We start from the raw sequence: 23,539 nt of genomic DNA, 5'->3' as shown, positions 1-23,539 counted from the left end.
ATATGAAACGCTGTTTTACATCTTTGAGGTATAAAAATGACAAACGCTGAACTTATGCAAGAAGGCATAAACTTGATGCTTTCGGGGATGGGGTTTGTACTGGTTTTCTTATTAATCCTAATTTTTGCGATTGGATTAATGTCGAAACTGGTAAATCGCTTTTTTCCTGAGCCAGTTCTCAGCCCACCTGCACCGATAAAAGCACAACCCACTCAAACAGATGATTTAGAAAGATTACGCCCAATTATTGTGGCGGCGATTGCACACCATCGCCGTAACCAAGGGCATTAAATTGATTACGTTGGAGAAAAGACAATGACTGTTGAAAAGAAAAAAATTGCTGTAACTGATGTTGTTTTACGTGACGCTCACCAATCTCTTTTTGCGACGCGTTTACGTCTTGAGGATATGTTACCTATCGCCGCCGAGCTTGATGAAATTGGTTACTGGTCGCTTGAAGCGTGGGGGGGCGCAACCTTTGATGCGTGTATTCGTTTTCTAGGTGAAGATCCTTGGGTACGTTTGCGTGAATTAAAAAAAGCAATGCCAAAAACGCCATTACAAATGTTATTACGCGGACAAAATTTGCTAGGCTATCGCCATTATGCTGATGATGTGGTCGATCGTTTTGTGGAACGTGCTGTCGCAAATGGTATGAGCGTCTTCCGTGTCTTTGATGCAATGAATGATCCACGTAATATGAAACAAGCCTTACAAGCTGTGCGTAAAAATGGCGGACACGCACAAGGTACGCTCAGTTATACCACTAGCCCTGTGCATACTTTACAAACTTGGCTTGACACCACAGAACAATTATTAGCGATCGGCATTGATTCTCTGGTAATTAAAGATATGTCCGGCATTCTTTCTCCAATGGAAGCATACCACTTAGTCAGTGAGATAAAATCCCGCTTTGATGTTCAACTTCACCTTCACTGCCACGCCACAACGGGAATGGCAGAAATGGCATTGTTAAAAGCCATTGAAGCAGGCGTAGATGGCGTGGATACGGCCATTTCTTCAATGAGTGGAACTTATGGACATCCAGCCACAGAAGCCTTGGTCGCCACCTTAAAAGGCACACCTTATGATACGGGATTAGATATTCAAAAATTAGAGAAAATTGCTGCTTATTTCCGCGATGTTCGTAAAAAATATCATAAATTTGAGGGGCAATTAAAAGGCGTTGATAGCCGTATTTTGGTGGCACAAGTGCCGGGCGGAATGCTCACCAACCTTGAAAGCCAATTAAAACAACAAAATGCCTCCGATAAATTGGATTTAGTATTGCAAGAAATTCCAAAAGTGCGGGAAGATTTAGGCTATATTCCATTGGTTACTCCAACCTCTCAAATTGTCGGCACACAGTCGGTGATTAACGTATTAATGGGTGAACGCTATAAAACCATTGCGAAAGAAACCGCTGGGATTTTAAAAGGCGAATATGGTCGTACACCAGCGCCGGTAAATGCAGAATTACAAGCCCGTGTATTAGAGGGTGGCGCACCAATTACCGATCGCCCCGCGGATCATCTTGAGCCAGAAATGGAAAAATTGATCTCAGAAATAAAACAACAGGCGAAAGAAAAAGGCATTAAGCTCTCTGATAATGAAATTGATGATGTGCTGATCGTGGCATTATTCCCACAAGTTGGCTTGAAATTCCTCGAAAATCGAGGCAATCCTGATGCCTTTGAACCGGCACCAAGTGAAGCTCAAGCCAGTGAAAAAACATCACAAAAAACAACCGCACTTGAAAAACAACGCACTTCAGGTTCCGCAGTTTATACTGTGGAGTTAGAAGGCAAAGCCTTTGTGGTGAAAGTAAGCGAGGGTGGTGATATTAATCAAATCACGCCTGTTGCCCCACAACCTGTTCAAACTGCGCCACAGCCATCTCCCGCGTCTCAACCCGCTCCGCAAACAGCCTCAGGCACTGCCGTGACCGCACCAATGGCTGGCACAATTTGGAAAGTGGTGGCAACCGAGGGGCAAAAAGTGGCAGAGGGTGATGTATTGCTTATTCTTGAAGCGATGAAAATGGAAACGGAAATCCGTGCTTCGCAAGCAGGAACAGTGCAAAACATCAGCGTGAAAGCCGGTGATTCCGTTGCTGTGGGCGATACCTTATTAACCTTAGCATAAGTGCGGGGGAAAAATGGAAAGTATTTTATCTTTACTACGAGGAATGGGCATTATGCACCTAGAATGGGGGCAGGCGGTGATGATTGGCGTCAGCCTTCTGCTCTTATGGCTTGCCATTGCCCGTAAATTTGAACCCTTGTTATTATTGCCTATTGGTTTTGGTGGACTGCTCTCTAATATTCCAGAAGCTGGATTAGCCATGACTGCGTTGGATAACTTGCTACATAATGGAACAAGCCAACAGCTTGCGATTATTGCCAGTAAATTAGGTACTATTGCCGATCCTATTGCCATTAAAGCCGCACTTAACAATGCTTTACCTTCTGTACAAAATGAATTAGAAGTCATAGCAGGCGATATGGGTTATAGTGCTGGGGTGTTAGCATTATTCTATAAAGTAGCGATTGGTTATGGCGTTGCCCCCCTCATTATTTTTATGGGCGTAGGGGCAATGACGGATTTCGGCCCCCTCCTTGCTAATCCACGAACATTACTCTTAGGGGCAGCAGCTCAATTTGGGATTTTTGCCACAGTATTAGGGGCATTAGGGTTAAACTGGCTTGGTATTATTGACTTTACCCTACCACAAGCCGCCGCAATCGGCATTATTGGCGGAGCAGACGGCCCAACCGCCATTTATCTCGCCAGCAAACTCGCCCCTGAATTATTAGGCGCAATTGCAGTTGCCGCTTATTCTTATATGGCATTAGTTCCACTTATTCAACCGCCAATAATGAAAGCCCTTACCTCACAACAAGAGCGTAAAATTAGAATGGTGCAAATGCGTACGGTGAGTAATCGCGAAAAAATCTTGTTTCCAATCGTGTTATTAGTGCTTGTCGCATTGCTTTTACCTGATGCAGCACCATTATTAGGTATGTTCTGCTTTGGTAATTTAATGCGTGTGAGCGGTGTGGTTGAACGTTTAAATGATACGGCACAAAATGCCCTCATTAATATCGTAACAATCTTCTTAGGGCTTTCTGTCGGGGCAAAATTGGTCGCGGATAAATTCCTACAACCACAAACCCTTGGGATTTTATTATTAGGAATGATCGCTTTTGCTATCGGTACCGCATCTGGCGTGTTAATGGCGAAATTGATGAACCGCTTTAGCAAAAATCCAATTAATCCGCTTATTGGTGCCGCAGGCGTATCTGCCGTACCAATGGCGGCTCGTGTTGCGAATAAAATTGGTTTAGAAGCCGATCACCAAAACTTCCTGTTAATGCACGCAATGGGACCAAATGTCGCTGGTGTTATTGGCTCAGCGATTGCAGCAGGGGTAATGTTGAAATATATTTCAGCACTGATGTGATAGCAATCTAATGAACAATAAAGCCACTATTAAAAGTGGCTTTTTTCTCTTTTTAAAATAAAGATTATTCACTCAGTAAAAATATTAATAATCGCCACGCAACCAGATAAAAGAACAAGGCGGTCGATGCAATTTAACCGATATTCTTCACGTTTTTGCTTTATTCAAGCCCAAGTAAGCTCAATCAGATTAAGGTCTGGGCTGTAAGGTGGAAAATCTTATAACCCGCAGCTTCTATTAACACGCTTGTAAGATTTGTGAAACACCACATTATCCATTACGATGATGCTGTTATTGGAGGCAATACCTGTGTGACCCAGCTATGAAAAATATCACTATTGATACAGCAATCATAAAGCACCACAGCAAAAACTGTTGATTGAACAGCGCACCAATGGCATTACTCTAGTGCTTAAACTGCTCGTTATCTTGGTTCAGGCAAGGCTGACCTTTTGGAGTATAGTCATATACAATGTTATTCTGCATTTTGAAACTGATTTTATCTCGATAAATGATTTTCTTCCATTTTTTCAAATGATTTGAGTTTATTAAGAAAGAGGCGTGTTTTTCTACATTTGCTTGAAGATGTGTTAGTGTCTTTTTTTACGCGTTATCCCAAGCCTTTTTAAAGCAACGCAAATGGTGTACAGAAATTGTCCAAGCGACTTTGGGTGTATTGGCAAGATAATCCCGATGCCTATACCAGTGATAACCACTGGTGCATAGACGGCGGGTAACAAGGCTACTTTGCTCGGGCAGGGTAATCCTTAGGGTAATATCTGCCTGACGCTGATACAGGTAGCGATGGCTAGCAATAGACGAATATGAGAAAAATACTGATGAAATTGAAAAGGGGATTAAAAAAGTGCGGTGGGAAATCCTGACATTTTCATTGCTATTTTGTCCATTTTGGGGTTTTACTCGTTGAGTAATTGGTTCAATCATTTCGGTGGGAATGGATATTCTAAAAAACGCTATTTTAAAACGTATTTTTCAATCAGCCTGCCTGAAAATTTAGATGGGTTTTGGGTTATTTTTGATAAAAAAAAGCGGTCAAAAATTTTGAAGTTTTTATTGCTTTTTAAGGGAAAACATGGCTTTTGCCATAAAAACTTACCTAAAGGCTTTCACCCAGTCCCTTCATTTAGCCTTGATGCTTTTCGCCCCATCACAAAGCTAATCGGCAAGCATTTCAATCAGAAAATCGGCCACCGTCCGCACTTTTTTTGATGCACGAACGTCCTCATGCATCACCAAATAAAGCGGTGCGGTGAAGTCCTCCATCTCCTCAACAGCAGCAAAATCAGGGTGGTCGGCATGGCAAATCGGCAATAAACCAATGCCCATTTTTTGGGCAATCGCCGCCTTCATCACCTGAAAATCATTGCAGGCAAAGCGAATCGGCTTGCCGTTAAGCTCGGTTTGCAGCCATTTTTCGTGCGTGCCAGCAAGCTGTAGGCTTAAGTATTGCCAGCTTTCTTGCGGCTCGTGCTGAAGATAGGAGCGATGGGCAAACCAGCGGTATTTGACGTAGCACAAACGGCGTGCCACCAAGTCTTCTTGCAGCGGCTCGGCAATCCTTAGGGCGATGTCGGCTTGGCGGGCGTGCAGATTGCTGATGACCGAATCACTCTGGATAATCAAGCGGATATGCGAAAACCGCTGATAAAAGGCGGCAAGGGTCGGTGCCAGCAGGCTGTTGGCGACAAAGGGTGGTGCGGAAACCGCCACTTCACCCACCGATTCCCGCTTATCCTGTGCCGTTTGAGCAAATTGCTTGATGTTTAGCTGCAATTTTTTGGCTTCTTGGTACAGCTCTCTGCCGTCATCGGTCGGCAGATAACGCTTGTTGATGCGGTCAAAGAGGTGCAGTCCAAGCTGTTTTTCCAGCCGTTCAATCCGCCGTGATACCGTGCCATGTTCGACATTTAGGGCGTTTGCCGCCGCCGTTAGGGTCTCTTTTTCCATCAGTAAGATGAAATAATGCACATCGTTCCAGTCTAAATCCATCGCTTAATCGTGAAAAAATAAACATTACTGTCAATTTTAAGCCTATTTATGTGAAAAAACAACGGATAAAATACACCCAAATCCCTGATTTTTATTTAAAATAGGAAAAACCATGTCCTTAAAACATGACTTTACACATTACCGTGGTGAGTGGATTTTGCTGCTTGCCACCCTTGCCGCCGCCTTTGGCTGGCTGTTTTCCAAAAGTGCAATCGCCGAATTGCCAGCGGTAACCTTTGTGAGCTTGCGTTTTGGTGCGGCAGCCCTCATCTTTTTGCCCTTTGCTTTTCGTGGACTTGGGCGGTTAAGCCGTAAACAGTGGCAGCAAAGCCTGCTTGTTGGCTTATCTTTTAGCCTGTATCTTTTTTTCTGGGTGCTTGGCGTCAAGCACACCCAAGAGCTGGGCAAGGGGGCGTTTTTGTTAAGCCTTGCGATGCTTGCCGCCCCGTTGATTGCGTGGCTGATTTATCAAGAGCGGCCCATAAGGCGGTTTTGGCTTGCCCTGCCGATTGCCGTTTTGGGCATGATTTTTTTGGCAGCAAGCGGTCTTTCTTCGGGCGGCGGATTGGGGCTTGATACGCTGTTCTTTTTATTGACGGCACTTTGGGCGGGCATTCAGTTTGTGTTAAACAGCCGCTGCGCAAAGTCGGTGCCGATTTTGCCGCTGACCTTTATCCAGCTTGCGATGGTTGGGCTGTCAAGCGGCTTTTATGCACTGTTGGCAGAAGATATGCCGTCTTCTGTTGGCTCGATGACGTGGCTTTGGCTTGCCCTTAGCGTCTTGATTGGTACCAATGCCCGCTTTTTGCTGCAAACCTTTGGGCAAAAATTAAGCGATGTCGGCAATGGGGCGTTAATCATGATTTTAGAACCTGTTTGGACAATGCTGCTTAGCGTGATGTTTATGCAAGAAATGCTTGGCACGTCAAAAATCATCGGCTGCGTGCTGATTTTGCTTGCGTTGCTGCTCTACCGTGTGAAACGGCTGCCCAAAACCGCAAGCCTGCATGGCAAAAAATCCCGTAAACAAGTGGACATTTCGCTCTCTGCGGCAAGCCCTTGTATCAAAAAAGGGGATTAAAGAGCGGTGGGAAATGATGCAGTTTTTCAGTTGGTTAAATCAATAAATACGACTTACTGGCAGCCATGCAAGCCCTCAAAACTGCACAAAATAATGGTCGTACAGTCTTGGTACACTGTTATCATGGCGCTGATCGTACAGGCATTGTTTTAGCGATGTATCGCATTATTTTTGAAAATCAAACCGTAGAACAAGCACGTTATGAGATGAAATATGGCGGTTATGGCCATCACCCTATTTGGGTCAATATTGATAAGCTATTAAACGAAAAAACCGTCTAGTAGCTCAAGGATGAGCTGAATAAATTTTAAATCTCTCTAGTTATGAGTGTCATCCCTTAAAATGAATATAAAATAAGGCGATCTCATCGCCTTATTCCTTTCTATTGCATCTTTTCTATTATCATTCACAATAATTTCTGAAGCCACGTCGCTAAATCATCAATTTCCATCTGGCTGATTTCATGACCAATCGGATAGCTGCGGTAGCTGAAGTTTTGCCGTTCGGCAAGGGCATTGACGGCAGGCTGTATCTGCGTTTCGGTGATAAGCTCATCGTATTGCCCCTGTGCCATAAAAATCGGCGTGTGCAGATTGGCGGCCGTTTCATAATCTTTGCGGGATTCTGCAAGCGGCAGGTAGCCCGATAGGCTAAACAATCCGCCAAGCGGCTGTGCGGTAGTCAGTCCTGCCAGTAAGGAAACCGCACCGCCTTGCGAAAAACCGCCCAGCACGATGTTTTGACTGGCAATGCCTTGTTGCTGCACTTCTGCAATCAGGCGATGCACGTAGGCGGCTGCCTCTTGCAATCCGTCTTTATCCTCATTGTGCAAAAAATTATCACCGCGTAAGTCATACCAGCCTGAAGTGTTGCCGCCAGCCCAAGTAACTGGGCGAATCGGGGCGTGCGGCAGGATAAAGGTGGTATGCGGCAGTTTTTGCTGCAAATATTCAGCCAGCGAACGGAAATGTTGTCCGCTTGTGGTCAATCCGTGCAGAAAAATGATGCAGGATTGGGCGGCGTCGGGGGCAATGATAAGCGGTTTAGCACGTGGGATTAATGGCATCCGTCTACTCCGCATGAAGCCCCTTCAATAGTTTGCTGATTTTGCTGCTGCCAAGCGTCTTGTAGCACCGCCAAGAAATGTGATGCTGGCAAAGCACCGTTGATGGGTATGCCGTCCACTTCAAAATATGGCACTGAGTGTACGCCTTTTTGCTGGGCGGCGATTTCATCGGCACGCACTGCTTCGGCAAATTCATCAGAGGTAAGCATTTGCTCTACGCGGCTGCGTTCAATGCCCACTTCTTCGGCAAGGCGGCAGAGCGTTTCGTGGTCGGCAAGAATCAGGCTGTCGGTAAAATAGGCAGCAAACAGGCGTTCGGCCATTTGTTCTTCTTTGCCCAGCGCGGCGGCCAGTTTGGTTAAGCGGTGGGCATCAAACATATTGGTGTTTTGGGCTTCGGCGTAACGCATATTGATGCCTGCAAGATTGGCTTTTTGTTCAATGCCGCGAATCATCGCGAGGGCATCGCTTGGGCTTTTTTGGTATTTCCATTCAATCCGTCCTTGCGTGGTGTTGGTAACGGTTTTGCCTGCCAGCGGATAGAGTTCAAAGGCTTTGTGATGGATTTGCACTTGGTCGGCATGCTCAAATTGGGCAAGTGCCTGTTCAAGATAGCGTTTGCCGATGTAGCAGAAAGGACAAGCATAGTCGGAAAAGAGGGTGATTTGCATGGGTTGCTCCTATATTTTTTAATTCGTTAAATCTAGAAATTTAGATATATTCTGTCAAATTTAAAGTAATACGGTGTCAAACTCGCTTGCAGTATTACGGCATACAGCTTCGCTCGTTTTCCTTGTCTTACTGTAAATTTGTTTGAATATTAGGTTGTAAAAACGCCCCGTAAAGGGCGGTTAAATGCTTACAAAACTTGCTGTAACTGACTTAAAAACTGTGCGGCGGCGTTGGCATCATAGCGGTAATACGTCCATTTGCCTTCCCGTTTCATGGTCAGCAATCCTGCTTGTTTTAAGCTGTTTAAATAAGCAGAAACCACCGATTGTGCCAAACCGCTTTTGATGACCACCGCTTGCACGCAGACACCGCCTTCGGCATTGATGGCTTCAGCGGAAAATTCGGCAGAGGTGAAATGGGCGTGCGGTGATTTGAGCCATTGCAGCATTTGCAGGCGGCCTTCGTTGGCAAGCACTTTAAGGGTATCGGTAATTGGCATAGTGTTGTCTGATTAGTTAGTAGATGGGGAATATTATATCTATAAAAATAGATTTGTAAATATGTTATTCAAATAAAATGCAGATAAGAATGAAAAATTGAACAATTTTGTAGGCTATGAAAATACAGTGAAAAAGATGACTCTTTGTTATTAAAGGAAAAGTAAAACAAATAGCTAGGGTTATATTGATACGTATTGCAAGCAATATAAAATAATATGAAATTTAGCGCTAAGCTGTTTTAGCAGCGGAAATTTTTGTCATGTATTTTAAAGTGCGGTGCTTTTTTGTGGGTTTTTTAGTGAATTTGAATAGCCAAATGTTTTATTTTCCCTTGAATGTTTAGCAATAGGGCTGTTGTATAAAAATAACGAAAAAAACACCGCACTTTAAAAATATGAAGTTTTATCAAAAGTCAGAACCTCTGATGTGGCATTATGTTCTATCTTTCTTATCAGCTTTCCTTTATGATCGTGATATCTTTGTTTTATTGAGGGTAATCCAATGCCAAATTGCCTACACCGAGAACCTCATTTTTGTCGATTTGCGTTACAGCAATTAATGCCCTTTGTCGATCAATTTCCTATCCAATATTTAATGGGGAAGCAGGGTTGCCAAATTGCCTATCGCCATTTTTTGCACGCAGAAACCTCGCCAAGTGCGGAGCGAAAATTGATGATTTTAGTCAATGGACGGGCGGAGAATATGTTGAAATGGTCGGAGTTGGCTTATGATTTTTATCAATGGGGATATGATGTATTGCTTTTTGATCACCGTGGACAGGGGTATTCTCAACGTTTATTAACGGATAAAGACAAAGGTTATATTGATGAATTTCGCTTTTACTGTGAGGATATGGATACGGTAATCAAGCAGATCACTTGCCACAACGACTATTCGCAACAATACCTGCTTGCCCATTCGTTGGGATCACTGATTTCGGCCTATTATTTGGCGAATTATGATCATCAGATTCAACGTGCGGTGCTTTCTTCGCCATTTTTTGGCTTGCCGACCAAACATTTATTGCGTGATGAGTTGATCATTAATTTGATGATGTTAGTTGGACAAGGACAGCGTTATGTATTCGGCAAAACCGCTTATAAACCCACCAATCTTGAGTTAAATGAACTCAGTTTCTGCAAAACCAGAATGAAATGGATGAATCGTATTAATCGCTATTTTCCTGAATTAAGTCTTGGCGGGCCAACATTCCGCTGGGTGCATTTGTGTTTAACGGCAATTAAAGGGTTGGAAAAAATTTTGTCGCGCATTGAAATTCCTGTCTTGGTTTTGCAAGCTGGCAAAGAAAAAATTGTAGAAAATGCACAGTTGGAAAAATTAGTTGCCTGCTTGCCACAAGGAAAGTTAATTACACTGGAAAATGCCAAGCACGAGATTTTATTTGAACGGGATAAAATTCGTGCCGAAGCCTTAAATACAGTACAAGCCTTTATCGCCAATAACGAGACAACAACACGCCCAACAGCGTAAATAATAGACTGCCAGCAAGATGTAAGGCAATAATGGTCAGTGCGGACAGCCATTTTTCATTTAAGAAATTATTAATGACCTCCGCTGAAAAGGAAGAAAAGGTGGTGAGACTGCCTAAAAATCCTGTGATTAAAAATAATCGCCATTCGCCAGAAAACTGGGGGGATTGCCAAGCGAGAGTGAGTAAGATGCCAATTAAAAAACAGCCGAGATAATTGGCGATCAGTGTACCAAACGTGAGAAATGAAAACAGTGGGTTTAATAACTCACTCAAGCCCCAACGAGTGCAAGCGCCTAGTGCTGCGCCAGTACTGATGATGAGTAATGTTTGCCAAATTGCCATTTCGCCTGATCCCCGCTTATTTTGCTCTAATACACGCCAAAGGTGGCGCGTAAATAACTTGCGACAGCTTCGTGACGGTTAAAACCGATTTGTTCTAACTGCGGGCAAGTTTGCACTAAACGTGGATCAGCATTGCCCATAATGCACCCTTTTCCTACTTCGCTGAGCATTTCCACATCGTTCATTCCATCTCCAAAGGCAATACAAGCATTTAAGCCATAGTCGCGATTTGTTACAACTTTAGCAAGTGCGGTGGCTTTTGACACATTTTTATTCATAATTTCTAAACACTGTGGGGTGGAATAGGTCATATAAACGTGCTCGCCAAAATGTTGTGCGATATGTGCTTCAATTGGGGCGAGATCGGCGGGCGTTCTGCCAATGAAGAAGACTTTTTCTGTTTCACGCCCGTGATGTTGGTTGAAATCCACAACCTGATACATAAAACCAGAATCTTGATGATATTTTGCTAATTCGGGCATATCTAGGCTAATGAACCAACCCTCTTCTTGATAGCTATTTACAAACACATTTTTTTTATCATAAGGGGTTTGCATTATTTCCATTGCGATTGCATCGGGCAAACTGTTGCTTAACAGCAATTTACCTTGCAAATTATGCGCTCTTGCGCCATTTGAAGTAATGAGCACGGCGTTGTCCAGTTTCACTTTGCCTACAATATGTGCCACGTCTTCATATTTCCGCCCTGTGGCGAGAATAATATCAATCTTTTTTTGGGATAATTTTTCGAGGGTTTCAATTGTGAAATCACCAATCACGTGATTTCCATTGAGCAATGTGCCATCTAAATCGGATACAATGGCACGAAAGGGTTGATTTTGCATAATTAAGCTCCTTCAACAAAAACAGCGAATATCATAGCAAATTATACGAAAAAATGACCGCACTTTTTCTTTCACGTTTTCTCTTTTATAAGAAAACGATTGCTAAATAGAAAAATTCCTTGATTTCTATTTTCAATGTGGTATCAATAGTAGCCAGTAACGGTAATTATTCAGATTTTATTCACACAATGACAAAACATTATTCTCTTATTAGCATTATTATTAACCTCGTGGTGATTATCACTGCGAGGTGTTGGCTTGCTAATAACTAGAATAATTAACCCTGATTTATACTTATTAGAGAGCCCCTCGCAGAGATTGCTGAGAGGCTTTTTTTATAACTAATTTATGATATAGGATAGGTGAAAAATGAACGGTGCAAGATTAGTAACCGAATGTTTAAAGGCGCATCAGGTGGATGTGGTGTTTGGGTATCCCGGTGGGGCGATAATGCCAGTTTATGACGCCATTTATGATTCAGGGTTGGAACATTTACTCTGTCGTAATGAGCAAGGCGCTGCGATGGCGGCAATTGGCTATGCCAGAGCCAGCGGTAAAACAGGCGTATGTATTGCCACTTCAGGCCCGGGGGCAACCAATTTAATCACTGGGCTAGGTGATGCGTTAATGGATTCCATTCCAGTTGTGGCGATTACGGGGCAAGTGGCGTCCTCATTAATCGGTACGGATGCCTTTCAAGAAGCCGATGTATTAGGGTTATCTCTTGCTTGCACGAAACATAGTTTTATTGTGCAACATATTGATGAATTACCAGAAATTATCGCCAAAGCCTTTCAAATCGCGCAAAGTGGTCGCCCCGGTCCTGTGTTGATTGATATTCCAAAAGATGTGCAATTTGCTGAAACCGATTTACAGCCTTTTACCCTTCCTGTGGAAAAACCAACCGCACTTGATCCTGTCGAATTAGAAAAAGCATTGGCATTAGTGAAAAATGCGAAACGTCCTGTGGTGTATGTTGGCGGCGGAGTAGGAATGGCGAATGCGGTTCCTGCCTTGCATGAATTTTTAGCTATCACCGAAATCCCAAGTATTTCCACCTTAAAGGGATTAGGCACAATTTTGCCTGATACGCCTTATTATATGGGAATGATCGGTATGCACGGCACCAAAGCCGCCAATTTAGCCACTCAAGAGTCAGATTTATTGCTCGTGTTCGGAGCGCGCTTTGATGATCGTGTAACGGGAAAATTAGATACCTTCGCCCCTAAGGCAAAAGTGATTCATTGCGATATTGATATTGCTGAACTCGGTAAATTACGTCGTCCTGATGTGGCTTTACGTGGTGATTTAAATGCGATTTTTCACGCCTTAGCAATGAAATTAGCATTGGCTGATTGGCATAAAGAAATCAATAAACTCAAACAAGCGTTTGATTTTCGCTATGCAGAAAATCAGGGGAAACAGCCGATTAATCCTTGGTGGTTGCTTAACACGGTTTCTCAGCAAAAAGCAAAAAACGCCATTGTGGTTACTGATGTCGGACAGCATCAAATGTGGTCAGCACAGCATATGCAACATTATGCCCCAGAAAATTTTATTACCTCAGCAGGATTTGGCACAATGGGATTTGGCTTGCCCGCAGCGATTGGGGCGAAAAAAGCTCGTCCCAATGATGAGGTGATTTTAATTACGGGTGATGGCTCATTAATGATGAACGTGCAAGAACTTGGCACGATTAAACGTGGCAAAACACCAGTAAAAATCATTTTATTAGACAACCAACGCTTAGGTATGGTACGCCAATGGCAAACCTTATTTTTCCAAGCTCGTCATAGTAATACCATTCTTGATGATAACCCTGATTTCGTTACCCTTGCCTCTGCCTTTGATATTCAGGGTGAACGCATTGAATCAGGGGAAGAAGTGCAAGGGGCATTAGATCGTTTATTCCGATCAGAAGGGGCTTATTTATTACATATTTGTATCCCAGCAGAAGAAAACGTGTGGCCACTTGTTCCGCCAAATGCTTGCAATGTGGATATGCTGGAAGAATAAAAAAAGAATTGTGGGGAAAATTATGCAACAGTATGAATTATCAATTCGTGCCAATAGACGGCCAGAAACCTTAGAGCGTTTATTGCGCGTAATGCGTCATCGTGGTTTTGAAGTGGTAAAATTACAAACCGAAAGCCAGCAACAAGAAATCACCTTGCAAGTCATCGTGCAAAGTGAAAGAGCAGTGGAATTATTAGTCAATCAATTAGTGAAATTACCTGATGTCATTGCGTTAAATTCATCGGCTAACTGAAGAAATAAATGCCTCATTGCGTTTTATCGCATTGTATTTAATTTAAAAATTTGTCAAAGTTTGGAGAGATTATGCCTAAATTACGTTCAGCAACCAGTACACAAGGTCGCAATATGGCGGGCGCACGCGCCTTATGGCGTGCAACAGGAATGAAAGAAAATGATTTTGGAAAACCCATTATTGCGGTGGTGAACTCATTTACACAATTTGTACCGGGACACGTTCACTTGAAAGATATTGGGCAATTAGTTGCACAGCAGATCGAACAAGCTGGTGGTGTGGCGAAGGAATTTAACACGATTGCCGTTGATGATGGCATTGCAATGGGACACGGTGGAATGCTGTATTCCCTACCTTCTCGTGATTTAATTGCCGACAGCGTAGAATATATGGTGAATGCACATTGTGCCGATGCAATGGTGTGTATTTCCAACTGCGATAAAATTACCCCAGGAATGTTAATGGCAGCATTACGCTTAAATATTCCAACCATTTTCGTTTCTGGCGGTCCAATGGAAGCCGGAAAAACCAAGCTCTCTGATCAATTGATTAAATTAGATTTAGTCGATGCAATGGTACAAAGTGCGGATAAAAATGTGTCCGATTCTGATGTTGAAGCCATTGAACGCTCAGCTTGTCCAACCTGTGGTTCTTGCTCTGGAATGTTCACCGCAAACTCAATGAACTGTTTAACGGAAGCATTAGGCTTAAGCTTGCCGGGTAATGGCTCTTGTTTGGCAACGCATAAAGATCGTAAACAATTATTTTTAGATGCAGGGAAACAAATTGTTGAACTTTGCCACAACTATTATCAACAAGATGATGAATCTGTATTACCACGTTCGATTGCCACGAAAGCCGCTTTTGAAAATGCGATGAGCTTAGATATTGCAATGGGGGGATCAACCAATACCGTTCTGCATTTATTGGCGGCAGCGCAAGAAGCCGAAGTGGATTTCACGATGGCAGACATTGATCGCCTCTCTCGCCGTGTGCCTTGTTTAAGCAAGGTTGCCCCAAATACTGCGAAATATCATATGGAAGATGTTCATAGAGCAGGCGGTATAATGGCCATTTTAGGTGAATTAGATCGTGCGAATCTGCTGGATAACCAAACTCGCACCGTATTAGGGTTAAGCTTGGCAGAGCAAATAGCCAAATATGACATTATGCTAACTCAAGACGAAGCAATTCGAGCATTCTATCGTGCAGGGCCGGCTGGCATTCGCACCACGCAAGCCTTTTCGCAAGATTGCCGTTGGGAAAGCCTTGATGATGACAGAGAAAACGGTTGTATCCGCAGTAAAGCATTTGCTTATAGCCAAGATGGTGGACTTGCAATGCTTTCAGGTAATATCGCCTTAGATGGTTGCATTGTAAAAACCGCTGGGGTAGATGAATCGATTTTAAAATTCACCGGAAACGCCATTGTATTTGAAAGCCAAGAAGACGCGGTTAATGGCATTTTAGGTGGAAAAGTGCAAGCGGGCCACGTGGTGGTGATTCGTTACGAAGGGCCAAAAGGCGGGCCGGGTATGCAAGAAATGCTTTATCCAACCAGTTACTTAAAATCAATGGGGCTAGGCAAGGCTTGTGCATTATTAACCGATGGGCGTTTTTCTGGTGGAACATCAGGCTTATCTATCGGACATTGTTCGCCAGAAGCGGCAGCAGGTGGCGTAATTGGCTTAGTGAAAGATGGCGATACCATTGAGATCGACATTCCAAACCGTTCTATTCAATTAATGGTATCTGAACAAGAATTGGCGGTCCGTCGTGCAGAGCAAGATGCAAAAGGCTGGAAACCAGCGAATCGTCAGCGTGAAGTGTCGTTAGCACTGAAAATTTATGGCCACTTCGCCACCTCTGCGGACAAAGGTGCGGTGAGAGATCGCACTAAATTAGCCGATTAAAGAAAAATGACTGCACGGAATAAAGTGCGGTCATTTTTTCACCTATTTTTTATCATCGTGCCGATAATCTTAGGTCGTGAAGGGAAACATTATGCTAAAAATGTTAAAGCAACACATTAAATTTTATACCAGCTTGATCCTTGTTGTGTTTGCTTTTTTAGGCTTTCGCCTGCTTTCTCAGGGCGAGATCAGCATTGATCTGATTTATTCTTGGGATATAGGAATGAGCCTGTATTTATTTTGGACATTTTGGACAATTCGCCAGCAACATCGTCATCGCGAAAAAATGACCGCACTTTTACAAGAACGCCAAACAGGAACAAAAGCGATGTTTGCCATTGTGAGCATTATTATTGTCGCTTGTCTTGTTGCCTTAGTCCGTTTAGTGAGTATTGCACAAAATTTGCCCGTTATGGAAAAAATGTGGTATATCAGTGTGGCTATTATTTCTATTTTTCTTTCTTGGCTAGTCATTCATATTTTATTCGCCATTCGGTATGCTCATCTTTTCTACCATAGCAAAATAAGCGGTGAGCCAATGCCATTACAAATTCCCCAAAGTGATGGGAAAAATGGTTATCAAACCGAGCCAAATTATTATGATTTTATTTATACAGCCTTGATTATAGGCACGTCAGCGCAAACCGCCGATGTTATGTTTTCATCAAGAGCAGGGCGTATTTTAGGCGGGATTCATAGCATTGTTGCCTTTATTTTTAACGTTACCGTGCTTTCTTTACTGATTAATATTATTTCAGGTTTTATTTAAGGATAATAAAATGACAACCCTTTCATTCAACAGCCCAACACCCAGCGGGGACGATTATTTAAAAACCATTTTAAAATTAGGTTCAGTGGTTTATCAAGTAGCGCAAACCACCCCATTACAGCCGATGGAAAAACTCTCTTCTCGCTTAGCTAATCACATTTTAATTAAACGTGAAGATCGCCAGCCAGTGCATAGTTTTAAATTACGCGGTGCTTACGCAATGATCGCCGCATTAAACGAACAACAACGTCAAGCTGGGGTCATTGCCGCGTCCGCAGGTAACCACGCACAAGGCGTTGCGCTATCCGCCAAGCATCTTGGCTTAAAGGCATTAATTGTGATGCCACAGAATACGCCAAGCATTAAAGTTGAAGCAGTGCGTCGTTTTGGTGGCGATGTGTTGCTTTATGGTGCAAACTTCGATGAAGCAAAAAGTAAAGCGATTGAACTGGCTAAAACGAAAAATATGACGTTCATTCCCCCTTTCGATCATCCTTTAGTGATCGCCGGGCAAGGCACCTTAGCACTGGAATTATTACAACAATCTTCTAATATCGATCGGGTTTTTGTCCCCGTTGGCGGTGGCGGTTTGGCAGCGGGAGTTGCCGTGTTAATTAAACAATTAATGCCAGAAATTAAAGTGATTGGCGTGGAAAGCAAAGATTCGGCGTGCCTCTATCAAGCGTTAAAAGCAGGGCAACCCATGGATCTAGAACGAGTGGGATTATTTGCCGATGGGGTGGCAGTAAAACGCATTGGTGATGAAACGTTCCGCTTATGTCAGCAATATCTTGATGATGTGGTGTTGGTGGACGGCGATGAAATTTGTGCGGCAATGAAAGACATTTTTGAAAATGTTCGTGCAATTGCGGAGCCTTCAGGCGCTGTTTCTCTGGCTGGGCTTAAAAAATATGTCAAACAACATCAAATTCAAGGGGAAACCTTAGTCAATATTTTATCTGGGGCAAACCTGAATTTTCATACTTTACGTTATGTCTCTGAGCGTTGTGAAATTGGTGAAAAACACGAAGCGATGCTCGCGGTAACGATTCCCGAAGAAAAAGGCAGTTTCTTGCGTTTTTGTCATTTGCTTGGCGATCGTGCGGTAACAGAATTTAATTACCGCTATGCCGATCAAGCGCAAGCCTGTATCTTTGTTGGGGTGCGTATCAGTGGTGAAAAGGAAAAAAATGAAATCATCGCCCAGCTACAACAAAACGGCTATGCTGTGATGGATCTGTCTGATGATGATGTCGCGAAAACCCATATTCGTTATATGATTGGTGGACGCTCATCAAGCCAAGCTAAAGAACGTTTATACAGTTTTGAGTTCCCAGAACAGAAAGGTGCATTGCTTAAATTCCTTGAAATGCTTGGCACACATTGGAATATTTCCTTGTTCCATTATCGTGCGCACGGTGCAGATTATGGCAATGTGCTTGCTGGCTTCCAATTAGATGAAAATGATGAAATTCGTTTTAACGAACATTTGGAAGAACTGGCTTACACCTATCAAGATGTAACGGATAGCCCGGCGTATAAGTATTTTTTAGGATAAGTGAAAACTCGGGAAAAGAAAAACCATCGTAAAAAAGTGCGGTGGTTTTTTTATGAATTTTTACCTGTTTATAAATGATTAGCAGAGAAAATAAAGGGGGCGCTTAACCCCCTTTATCTTAATAAATACATTAATGTCCTTTTGCTCTGCTTGCTTAGTCCATAATGTGTTTTGCACTTTAAGGATTATTAGTAAACCCCTTGCGCTAACATTGCATCAGCAACTTTTACGAAACCAGCGACGTTTGCACCAGTGACATAATTGATGTTAGCTTGACCTTCCACTGTGCCGTATTTTTTACAGTTAGCGTGGATGTCGAGCATAATTTGTTTTAATTTCGCGTCCACTTCTTCAGCCGTCCAGTATAGACGTTGTGAGCTTTGTGCCATTTCTAAGCCTGAAGTGGCCACACCACCTGCATTTGCCGCTTTACCCGGACCAAATAATACGCCAGCTTCAAGTAATGCGTCAGTTGCTTCAATCGTTGTTGGCATATTTGCACCTTCTGCCACAAGTTGTACGCCATTAGCGATTAATTTTTGTGCATCAGCAAGGTCTAATTCGTTTTGTGTTGCACAAGGTAAGGCGATGTCTGCTTTCACACTCCATGGACGCTCGTTCGCAACATATTGTAAGCCGAATTTTTCCGCATAATCTTTCACTCGACCGCGCTGTACATTTTTGATTTCCATCAACGCAGCTAATTTTTCTGGGGTGAAACCTGCTTCATCATAAACGTAGCCGGAGCTGTCAGAACAAGTAACGACTTTCGCGCCAAGTTGTAAGGCTTTCTCAATCGCATATTGTGCAACGTTACCTGAACCTGACACAACCACGGTTTTACCTTGGAAAGATTGATTTTTTTCTTCAAGCATTGCTTGTGCAAAATACACTAAGCCATAGCCTGTCGCTTCTGGACGAATTAAGCTACCACCGAATGATAAACCACGCCCTGTGAACACACAGCCTGCTTGGTTAGATAATTTTTTCATCATCCCAGCAAGATAGCCCACTTCACGGCCACCAACACCAATGTCGCCTGCAGGAACGTCTGTATCAGGGCCAATATGGCGATAAAGCTCGCTCACTAATGCTTGGCAGAAACGCATTACTTCACCATCAGATTTACCTTTAGGATCGAAGTCTGAACCCCCTTTACCACCGCCCATTGGCAATGTGGTGAGGGCATTTTTGAAGATTTGTTCAAAGCCTAAGAATTTTAGGATTGATTGGTTTACAGAAGGGTGGAAACGCATTCCGCCTTTAAATGGCCCAATTGCACTGCTGAATTGAACACGGAAAGCGCGGTTTACTTGCACTTGACCTTTGTCATCTGTCCACGCTACGCGGAATTGGATTAAACGCTCAGGCTCAACAAGGCGCTCTAAAAGAGCTTGTGAGCGATATTGTGGGTTTTTCTCTAAGAATGGCCAAATCGAAGTGAACACTTCACGCACAGCTTGTAAAAACTCTGGTTGGTGTCCATCACGTTGTTCAACTTTGGCTAAGAATTCTTCTAATGAGGTAACTTGTGACATAATTTACTTCCTTTATGTGTGTATGATGTTGATAAATTTATTATTAGAATGGCTAAAGTCCTGTTGTACAGTCTTTAGGTAAGCCTTAGAAAGTTGGCTTGGGAATTACTATGCAACAAAAAGGGGATCTATTGCAAATATTTTTTTGTAAAAAAATGGTTTTTTATAAAAGATTAGATGATTATCAAAAAAAAGCGGTGGTTTATGAAAAAATTCTAAATAAACTACCGCACTTTAAAAAATAAATCAGAAGAGATGAAGGTTTTTGATCCCTTCAACAATAATTTCAACTCCGAGAGACATCAAAATTAACCCCATAATACGGGTAATCACATTGGAACCTGTTTTGCCTAATTTTTTAATCAATGGCTCAGAATATTTTAATAAGATAAAACAGCATAGCCCGAAAATGGCAATGGTGAGAGAGGTGTAAATATAATCCATAATGGTATGCTGATTTGAGCCAAATACGATGGTGGCACTGATTGAGCCGGGGCCTGCCATAATTGGCATTGCCAATGGCACAACGGCAATGTTGTTGTAATCGTCAAAGTTTTCTGCTTTTTCTTCTTTATTGATTTTATGATCACCGATTTTACCGTTGATCATTGTCAGTGCGATCATCGCCACCAAGATACCTCCCGCAATGCGGAAAGAGTTAATGGAAATATGGAAGGCATCTAAAATCATATTGCCAAAGAAGAAGCTGACCAACAAAATCACGGTAACAGAAAAGCAGGTAATAAGCCCCGTGCGATTTTGCTGTGCTGGTGTTTGATCCGATGTCATTGAATAGAAAATAGGAATGACACCCAGTGGATTGACTAGTGCGATCAGTCCTACGAAAAATTGGATATAAATTGCAATGTCCATACGTTTTTTGGAATAAGTAAAGGGGTTGCTATTATAGAGCGTTCATTTTTGTTGAACAAGAAAAGTGCGGTGTTTTTTCGATGAGAAAATAATGCCCCTGAATGGTCAGGGGCAAGGTGAAAAAAGGGGTTAAAATTACCAGCCTTTAACTACGCCGTCTTTGAAGTATTTTACTGCTTCTTGGTACACTTCATCGGTTTGATACGCTTTTACGAAGTTTTTCACCGCGTCGCTGTCTTTGTTGTCTTCACGCGCTACGATAATGTTTACATAAGGCGAATCTTTATCTTCAACAAACACACCGTGTTCTTGCGTATTTAAACCAACTTGACCCGCGTAAGTGTTATTAACAACCGCCAAATCAACATCATCTAATGCACGGGCTGCCACAGAGGTATCCACTTCTTTAATTTGTAGATGTTTTGGATTTTCTACAATGTCTAAAGAGGTTGCGAATAGATTTGTGTTGTCTTTAAGTTTAATTAAACCTTGTTTTTCTAATAAGATTAATGCACGCGCAAGGTTACTTGGATCATTTGGCACAGCAATGATGGCACCGTCTTTTAATTCGCTTACATTTTTAATTTTTTTCGAATAACCAGCTAATGGATAAACGAAGGTGTTACCCACGATAACAAGGTTTTTATAGCCGTGTTCTTGCGAATCTTTATCAAGATAAGGTTTGTGTTGCATTGCATTGATATCTAAATCCCCATTGCTTACCGCTGGGTTTGGTAATGAATATTCGTTAAATTCGACAAATTCGACATCTAAACCATATTTTTCTTTCGCTACTTTTGCCGCAATTTCCGCCACTTGGTGTTCTGGCCCTGACATTACGCCCACTTTAATTTTTTGTGTAGCAGGTTGTGCTGAGGCGGTGGTTTCTGCTTTTTTATCATCTTTACAAGCGGTTAGTGCTAAAACCGATGAAAGTGTGGCTACCGTGAATAATTTTTTAAAGTTCATTTTTACTTTCCTTTTTAGTGAGTTAAGTGGATGTTGAGATTAACGATGATCGAAATGATCCGCTAATTTGTTACCGTATTTTTCGCATAACATAACGATAAGTACGATGATAATGGTTGAAACCCAAAGCACATAAGGCATATTGCGGTGTAATCCGAAAGAAATTGCGGTGTTACCTAAACCGCCACCGCCCACTGCGCCAGCCATTGCGGAATAACCAATCAGTGTGACTAAAGTGAGTGTCATTGCTTTAATCAGAATTGGTAAGGCTTCGGGTAAATAAAAGCGTGTAACTAACTGCCAAACGTTTGTTCCCATTGCTTTGGCGGTTTCTGTTAGCCCCGTAGGAATATCGCCCAAGGCGTTTACGGTTAAGCGTGCGTAAAAAGGCAAGGCCGCAACACTTAATGGAATAATTGCCGCTGTGGTGCCTAAGGTGGTGCCAACCAGAAAACGCGTTACGGGCATTAAGTCAAATAATAAAATGATAAAAGGAATTGAACGCCCAACATTAATAATGATTTCTAAAGTGCGGTTCAATTTTTTATTATTTAGGGTTTGCCCTTCTTTGGTTAGAAAGGTGATGATGCCCAATGGCAAGCCAAATAATACAGCAAAAAAGGTTGCCACAAGGCTCATATAAACTGTTTCAAAAGAGCTGTTGGCAATCAGTTGCCAAACTTGTGGGGTAAGCTGACGGGAAAATTCAGCGCTAAACTCAGTCCACATAACCTAATACCTCCACACGAACATTATTTTCCATTAGATAAATTTTGGCTTGCGTAATCGCGTCTTCATCGCCTTCCACTTCTGCGATGGTAAAACCAAATTTTACCCCACCTGCATAGTCAATTTGTGAGGTGAGAATACTTAAATCCACGCCAAAACGTTTGGAAGCTTGTGAAAGTAACGGGGCATCTACGGAACGCCCTGTAAATTCAAATTTAATAATTGGCCAAGCATTCGGGTGTTTTGGGGTTGGTGATAATTTTTCCAAATATTCTTCCGGCAAATTAATGTGGAATGTTGAGCTAATAAATTGTTGTGCCAATTCAGTTTTGGGATTTGAGAAAATTTCGCTCACCGAACCTTGTTCAACAAGTCGTCCTTTGTCAATCACCGCCACTTGATCGCAGATCCGTTTTACTACGTCCATTTCGTGTGTAATTAATAGAATAGTAATACCTAAAGTGCGGTTAATTTCTTTTAATAATTTTAAAATTGCTTGCGTGGTGGCGGGATCTAGCGCACTGGTTGCTTCATCGCAGAGGAGTACTTTAGGATCACTGGCTAAGGCGCGCGCAATAGCAACACGTTGTTTTTGTCCACCTGAAAGATTGGCAGGGTAAACATCACGTTTTTCACTTAATCCAACTAAAGTAAGCAACTGTTCCACTTTTTGTTTAATGTCAGCTTTGCTTTCACCTGCTAATTCTAGTGGCAGGGCAATGTTGCCATAGACGGTGCGTGAACTGAGCAAATTGAAATGTTGGAAAATCATTCCAATATTGCGTCGTTCTTGAATCAGTTGGTTATCGGATAAATGGGTTAATGCTTTGCCATTTACTATCACAGAACCAGAAGTTGGTCGTTCTAATAAATTGACACAGCGGATTAGTGTGCTTTTCCCTGCACCTGAGGCACCAATCACACCGCAAATTTGCCCTTTCGGAACGTGCAAATTGACGTTATCAAGTGCGGTAATTTTTTTATCCGCAATGTCGAAAATTTTACTAAGGTTTTCTAGCTTAATCATATAAGCCCTTTTTATATGCTTAAATTTAAGTTTTTGGTATTTTAGACGTCTAGAATGCTGTGTCAATATTTATTCACAAGATTTTTAGAATGTTCCGCTATTAGTTAGAATAAAATTACGTCATAATGCAACAAAATAGCAAGCATTAATATAATAAGGATAAGAAGGTGAATAAAGCGATTTTTCTCGATCGAGATGGGACGATCAATATTGATCACGGTTATGTCCATCAAATTGATGACTTTCAATTTATTGAGGGAAGCATTGAGGCATTGCAACAACTTAAGGCAATGGGCTATTTATTGGTGTTGGTAACGAATCAATCGGGCATTGCAAGAGGCTATTTTACAGAACAACAATTTCTACAACTCACCGAATGGATGGATTGGTCGCTGGCAGATCGCGGTGTTGATCTCGATGGTA

At 42.4% G+C, this 23,539-nt stretch carries 24 protein-coding genes (1 of these 24 running past the window's edge); 12 read left to right on the top strand and 12 right to left on the bottom strand.

Annotated elements, in window-relative coordinates; genetic code table 11:
* Window positions 1-36: 36 nt before the first annotated feature.
* Genes L5B83_RS03860 through L5B83_RS03850 form a run of 3 tightly spaced genes read left to right on the top strand, consistent with a single transcriptional unit; the run spans window position 37 to window position 3,463 of the window.
* Complete coding sequence (locus L5B83_RS03860; RefSeq protein ID WP_250351214.1) at window positions 37-291, top strand: oxaloacetate decarboxylase subunit gamma; 255 nt, start codon at window positions 37-39, stop codon at window positions 289-291.
* Window positions 292-315: 24 nt separating this feature from the next.
* Window positions 316-2,145 carry a sodium-extruding oxaloacetate decarboxylase subunit alpha gene (oadA, locus tag L5B83_RS03855; protein WP_265777638.1) on the top strand — a complete coding sequence of 610 codons (1,830 nt, stop codon included), beginning with the start codon at window positions 316-318 and terminating at the stop codon, window positions 2,143-2,145.
* A gap of 13 nt (window positions 2,146-2,158) precedes the next feature.
* Window positions 2,159-3,463, top strand: coding sequence for a sodium ion-translocating decarboxylase subunit beta (locus L5B83_RS03850; RefSeq protein ID WP_265777637.1), 1,305 nt, complete (start codon window positions 2,159-2,161; stop codon window positions 3,461-3,463).
* Window positions 3,464-4,066: 603 nt separating this feature from the next.
* On the opposite strand, the gene L5B83_RS03845 is transcribed toward L5B83_RS03850, so the two are convergent.
* Window positions 4,067-4,408 carry a hypothetical protein gene (locus L5B83_RS03845; RefSeq protein WP_265777636.1) on the bottom strand — a complete coding sequence of 114 codons (342 nt, stop codon included), beginning with the start codon at window positions 4,406-4,408 and terminating at the stop codon, window positions 4,067-4,069.
* 231 nt (window positions 4,409-4,639) lie between these two features.
* Window positions 4,640-5,473: a LysR family transcriptional regulator gene (locus tag L5B83_RS03840; protein ID WP_265777635.1), complete on the bottom strand. Its 834-nt coding sequence runs from the start codon at window positions 5,471-5,473 to the stop codon at window positions 4,640-4,642.
* Between the two features lie 112 nt (window positions 5,474-5,585).
* Between L5B83_RS03840 and L5B83_RS03835 the strand changes: the two genes are divergently transcribed.
* Both L5B83_RS03835 and L5B83_RS03830 read left to right on the top strand, forming a co-directional pair.
* Window positions 5,586-6,554, top strand: coding sequence for a DMT family transporter (locus L5B83_RS03835; protein WP_265777634.1), 969 nt, complete (start codon window positions 5,586-5,588; stop codon window positions 6,552-6,554).
* A gap of 65 nt (window positions 6,555-6,619) precedes the next feature.
* Window positions 6,620-6,835 (top strand): tyrosine-protein phosphatase, encoded by a 216-nt coding sequence (locus L5B83_RS03830; protein ID WP_265777633.1) that lies wholly within the window; start codon window positions 6,620-6,622, stop codon window positions 6,833-6,835.
* A gap of 125 nt (window positions 6,836-6,960) precedes the next feature.
* On the opposite strand, the gene L5B83_RS03825 is transcribed toward L5B83_RS03830, so the two are convergent.
* The 3 genes from L5B83_RS03825 to L5B83_RS03815 form a co-directional block, all read right to left on the bottom strand.
* Entirely contained in the window at window positions 6,961-7,635 is a 675-nt protein-coding gene (locus L5B83_RS03825) for an alpha/beta hydrolase (RefSeq protein WP_265777632.1), read from the bottom strand.
* Window positions 7,611-8,291, bottom strand: coding sequence for a DsbA family oxidoreductase (locus L5B83_RS03820; protein WP_265777631.1), 681 nt, complete (start codon window positions 8,289-8,291; stop codon window positions 7,611-7,613). The genes L5B83_RS03825 and L5B83_RS03820 overlap by 25 nt, the downstream gene beginning before the upstream one ends.
* A gap of 188 nt (window positions 8,292-8,479) precedes the next feature.
* Window positions 8,480-8,791, bottom strand: coding sequence for an ArsR/SmtB family transcription factor (locus L5B83_RS03815; RefSeq protein WP_265777630.1), 312 nt, complete (start codon window positions 8,789-8,791; stop codon window positions 8,480-8,482).
* Between the two features lie 502 nt (window positions 8,792-9,293).
* On the opposite strand from L5B83_RS03815, the gene L5B83_RS03810 reads away from it, so the two are divergent.
* Window positions 9,294-10,283 (top strand): alpha/beta fold hydrolase, encoded by a 990-nt coding sequence (locus L5B83_RS03810; protein ID WP_265777629.1) that lies wholly within the window; start codon window positions 9,294-9,296, stop codon window positions 10,281-10,283.
* Here the strand turns inward: L5B83_RS03810 and crcB are convergent.
* Together crcB and L5B83_RS03800 are read right to left on the bottom strand one after the other, a co-directional pair.
* Window positions 10,243-10,626 carry a fluoride efflux transporter CrcB gene (gene crcB / locus L5B83_RS03805; protein WP_265777628.1) on the bottom strand — a complete coding sequence of 128 codons (384 nt, stop codon included), beginning with the start codon at window positions 10,624-10,626 and terminating at the stop codon, window positions 10,243-10,245. The genes L5B83_RS03810 and crcB overlap by 41 nt on opposite strands.
* 26 nt (window positions 10,627-10,652) lie before the next feature.
* Complete coding sequence (locus tag L5B83_RS03800; protein WP_265777627.1) at window positions 10,653-11,471, bottom strand: Cof-type HAD-IIB family hydrolase; 819 nt, start codon at window positions 11,469-11,471, stop codon at window positions 10,653-10,655.
* 369 nt (window positions 11,472-11,840) lie between these two features.
* On the opposite strand from L5B83_RS03800, the gene ilvG reads away from it, so the two are divergent.
* The 5 genes from ilvG to ilvA all read left to right on the top strand — a co-directional run bounded on the left by ilvG (window position 11,841) and on the right by ilvA (window position 17,980).
* Window positions 11,841-13,487, top strand: a complete 1,647-nt coding sequence (gene ilvG / locus L5B83_RS03795; RefSeq protein WP_265777626.1) for an acetolactate synthase 2 catalytic subunit — start codon at window positions 11,841-11,843, stop codon at window positions 13,485-13,487.
* A 22-nt stretch (window positions 13,488-13,509) separates the two neighbouring features.
* On the top strand, window positions 13,510-13,740 hold the full coding sequence (gene ilvM / locus L5B83_RS03790; RefSeq protein ID WP_250351149.1) for an acetolactate synthase 2 small subunit: 231 nt from the start codon (window positions 13,510-13,512) through the stop codon (window positions 13,738-13,740).
* Window positions 13,741-13,811: 71 nt separating this feature from the next.
* A complete protein-coding gene (gene ilvD, locus L5B83_RS03785) occupies window positions 13,812-15,653 on the top strand; it encodes a dihydroxy-acid dehydratase (RefSeq protein ID WP_265762954.1) in 1,842 nt (613 codons plus the stop codon).
* Between the two features lie 91 nt (window positions 15,654-15,744).
* Window positions 15,745-16,422 carry a DUF1345 domain-containing protein gene (locus L5B83_RS03780; RefSeq protein ID WP_250351147.1) on the top strand — a complete coding sequence of 226 codons (678 nt, stop codon included), beginning with the start codon at window positions 15,745-15,747 and terminating at the stop codon, window positions 16,420-16,422.
* 10 nt (window positions 16,423-16,432) lie between these two features.
* Entirely contained in the window at window positions 16,433-17,980 is a 1,548-nt protein-coding gene (gene ilvA, locus L5B83_RS03775) for a threonine ammonia-lyase, biosynthetic (RefSeq protein WP_265777625.1), read from the top strand.
* Between the two features lie 188 nt (window positions 17,981-18,168).
* Here ilvA and gdhA read toward each other — a convergent pair whose 3' ends face one another.
* From gdhA to metN, 5 genes are all read right to left on the bottom strand, one after another.
* Entirely contained in the window at window positions 18,169-19,518 is a 1,350-nt protein-coding gene (gene gdhA, locus L5B83_RS03770; RefSeq protein WP_250351145.1) for an NADP-specific glutamate dehydrogenase, read from the bottom strand.
* Window positions 19,519-19,764: 246 nt separating this feature from the next.
* Window positions 19,765-20,391 (bottom strand): YchE family NAAT transporter, encoded by a 627-nt coding sequence (locus L5B83_RS03765; RefSeq protein WP_250351144.1) that lies wholly within the window; start codon window positions 20,389-20,391, stop codon window positions 19,765-19,767.
* A gap of 135 nt (window positions 20,392-20,526) precedes the next feature.
* Window positions 20,527-21,360, bottom strand: a complete 834-nt coding sequence (locus tag L5B83_RS03760) for a MetQ/NlpA family lipoprotein (protein ID WP_265777624.1) — start codon at window positions 21,358-21,360, stop codon at window positions 20,527-20,529.
* 39 nt (window positions 21,361-21,399) lie between these two features.
* The gene (locus L5B83_RS03755) at window positions 21,400-22,089 is read right to left on the bottom strand and encodes a methionine ABC transporter permease (RefSeq protein WP_250351142.1); all 690 of its coding nucleotides are present in this window, start codon (window positions 22,087-22,089) and stop codon (window positions 21,400-21,402) included.
* Window positions 22,079-23,116, bottom strand: coding sequence for a methionine ABC transporter ATP-binding protein MetN (gene metN, locus L5B83_RS03750; protein ID WP_265777623.1), 1,038 nt, complete (start codon window positions 23,114-23,116; stop codon window positions 22,079-22,081). The genes L5B83_RS03755 and metN overlap by 11 nt, the downstream gene beginning before the upstream one ends.
* Window positions 23,117-23,283: 167 nt before the next feature.
* On the opposite strand from metN, the gene gmhB reads away from it, so the two are divergent.
* Window positions 23,284-23,539, top strand: partial view of a D-glycero-beta-D-manno-heptose 1,7-bisphosphate 7-phosphatase gene (gmhB, locus tag L5B83_RS03745; RefSeq protein WP_250351140.1) — the 5' portion only. It continues 299 nt past the right edge of the window; the window shows 256 of its 555 coding nt (coding positions 1-256); the start codon lies at window positions 23,284-23,286; the stop codon falls past the right edge of the window.

It is taken from the genome of Avibacterium sp. 21-599 (genome assembly GCF_026226765.1).
In the GTDB taxonomy this organism is placed as follows: Bacteria; Pseudomonadota; Gammaproteobacteria; order Enterobacterales; family Pasteurellaceae; genus Avibacterium.
This window is presented reverse-complemented; position numbering and strand designations above follow the sequence as displayed.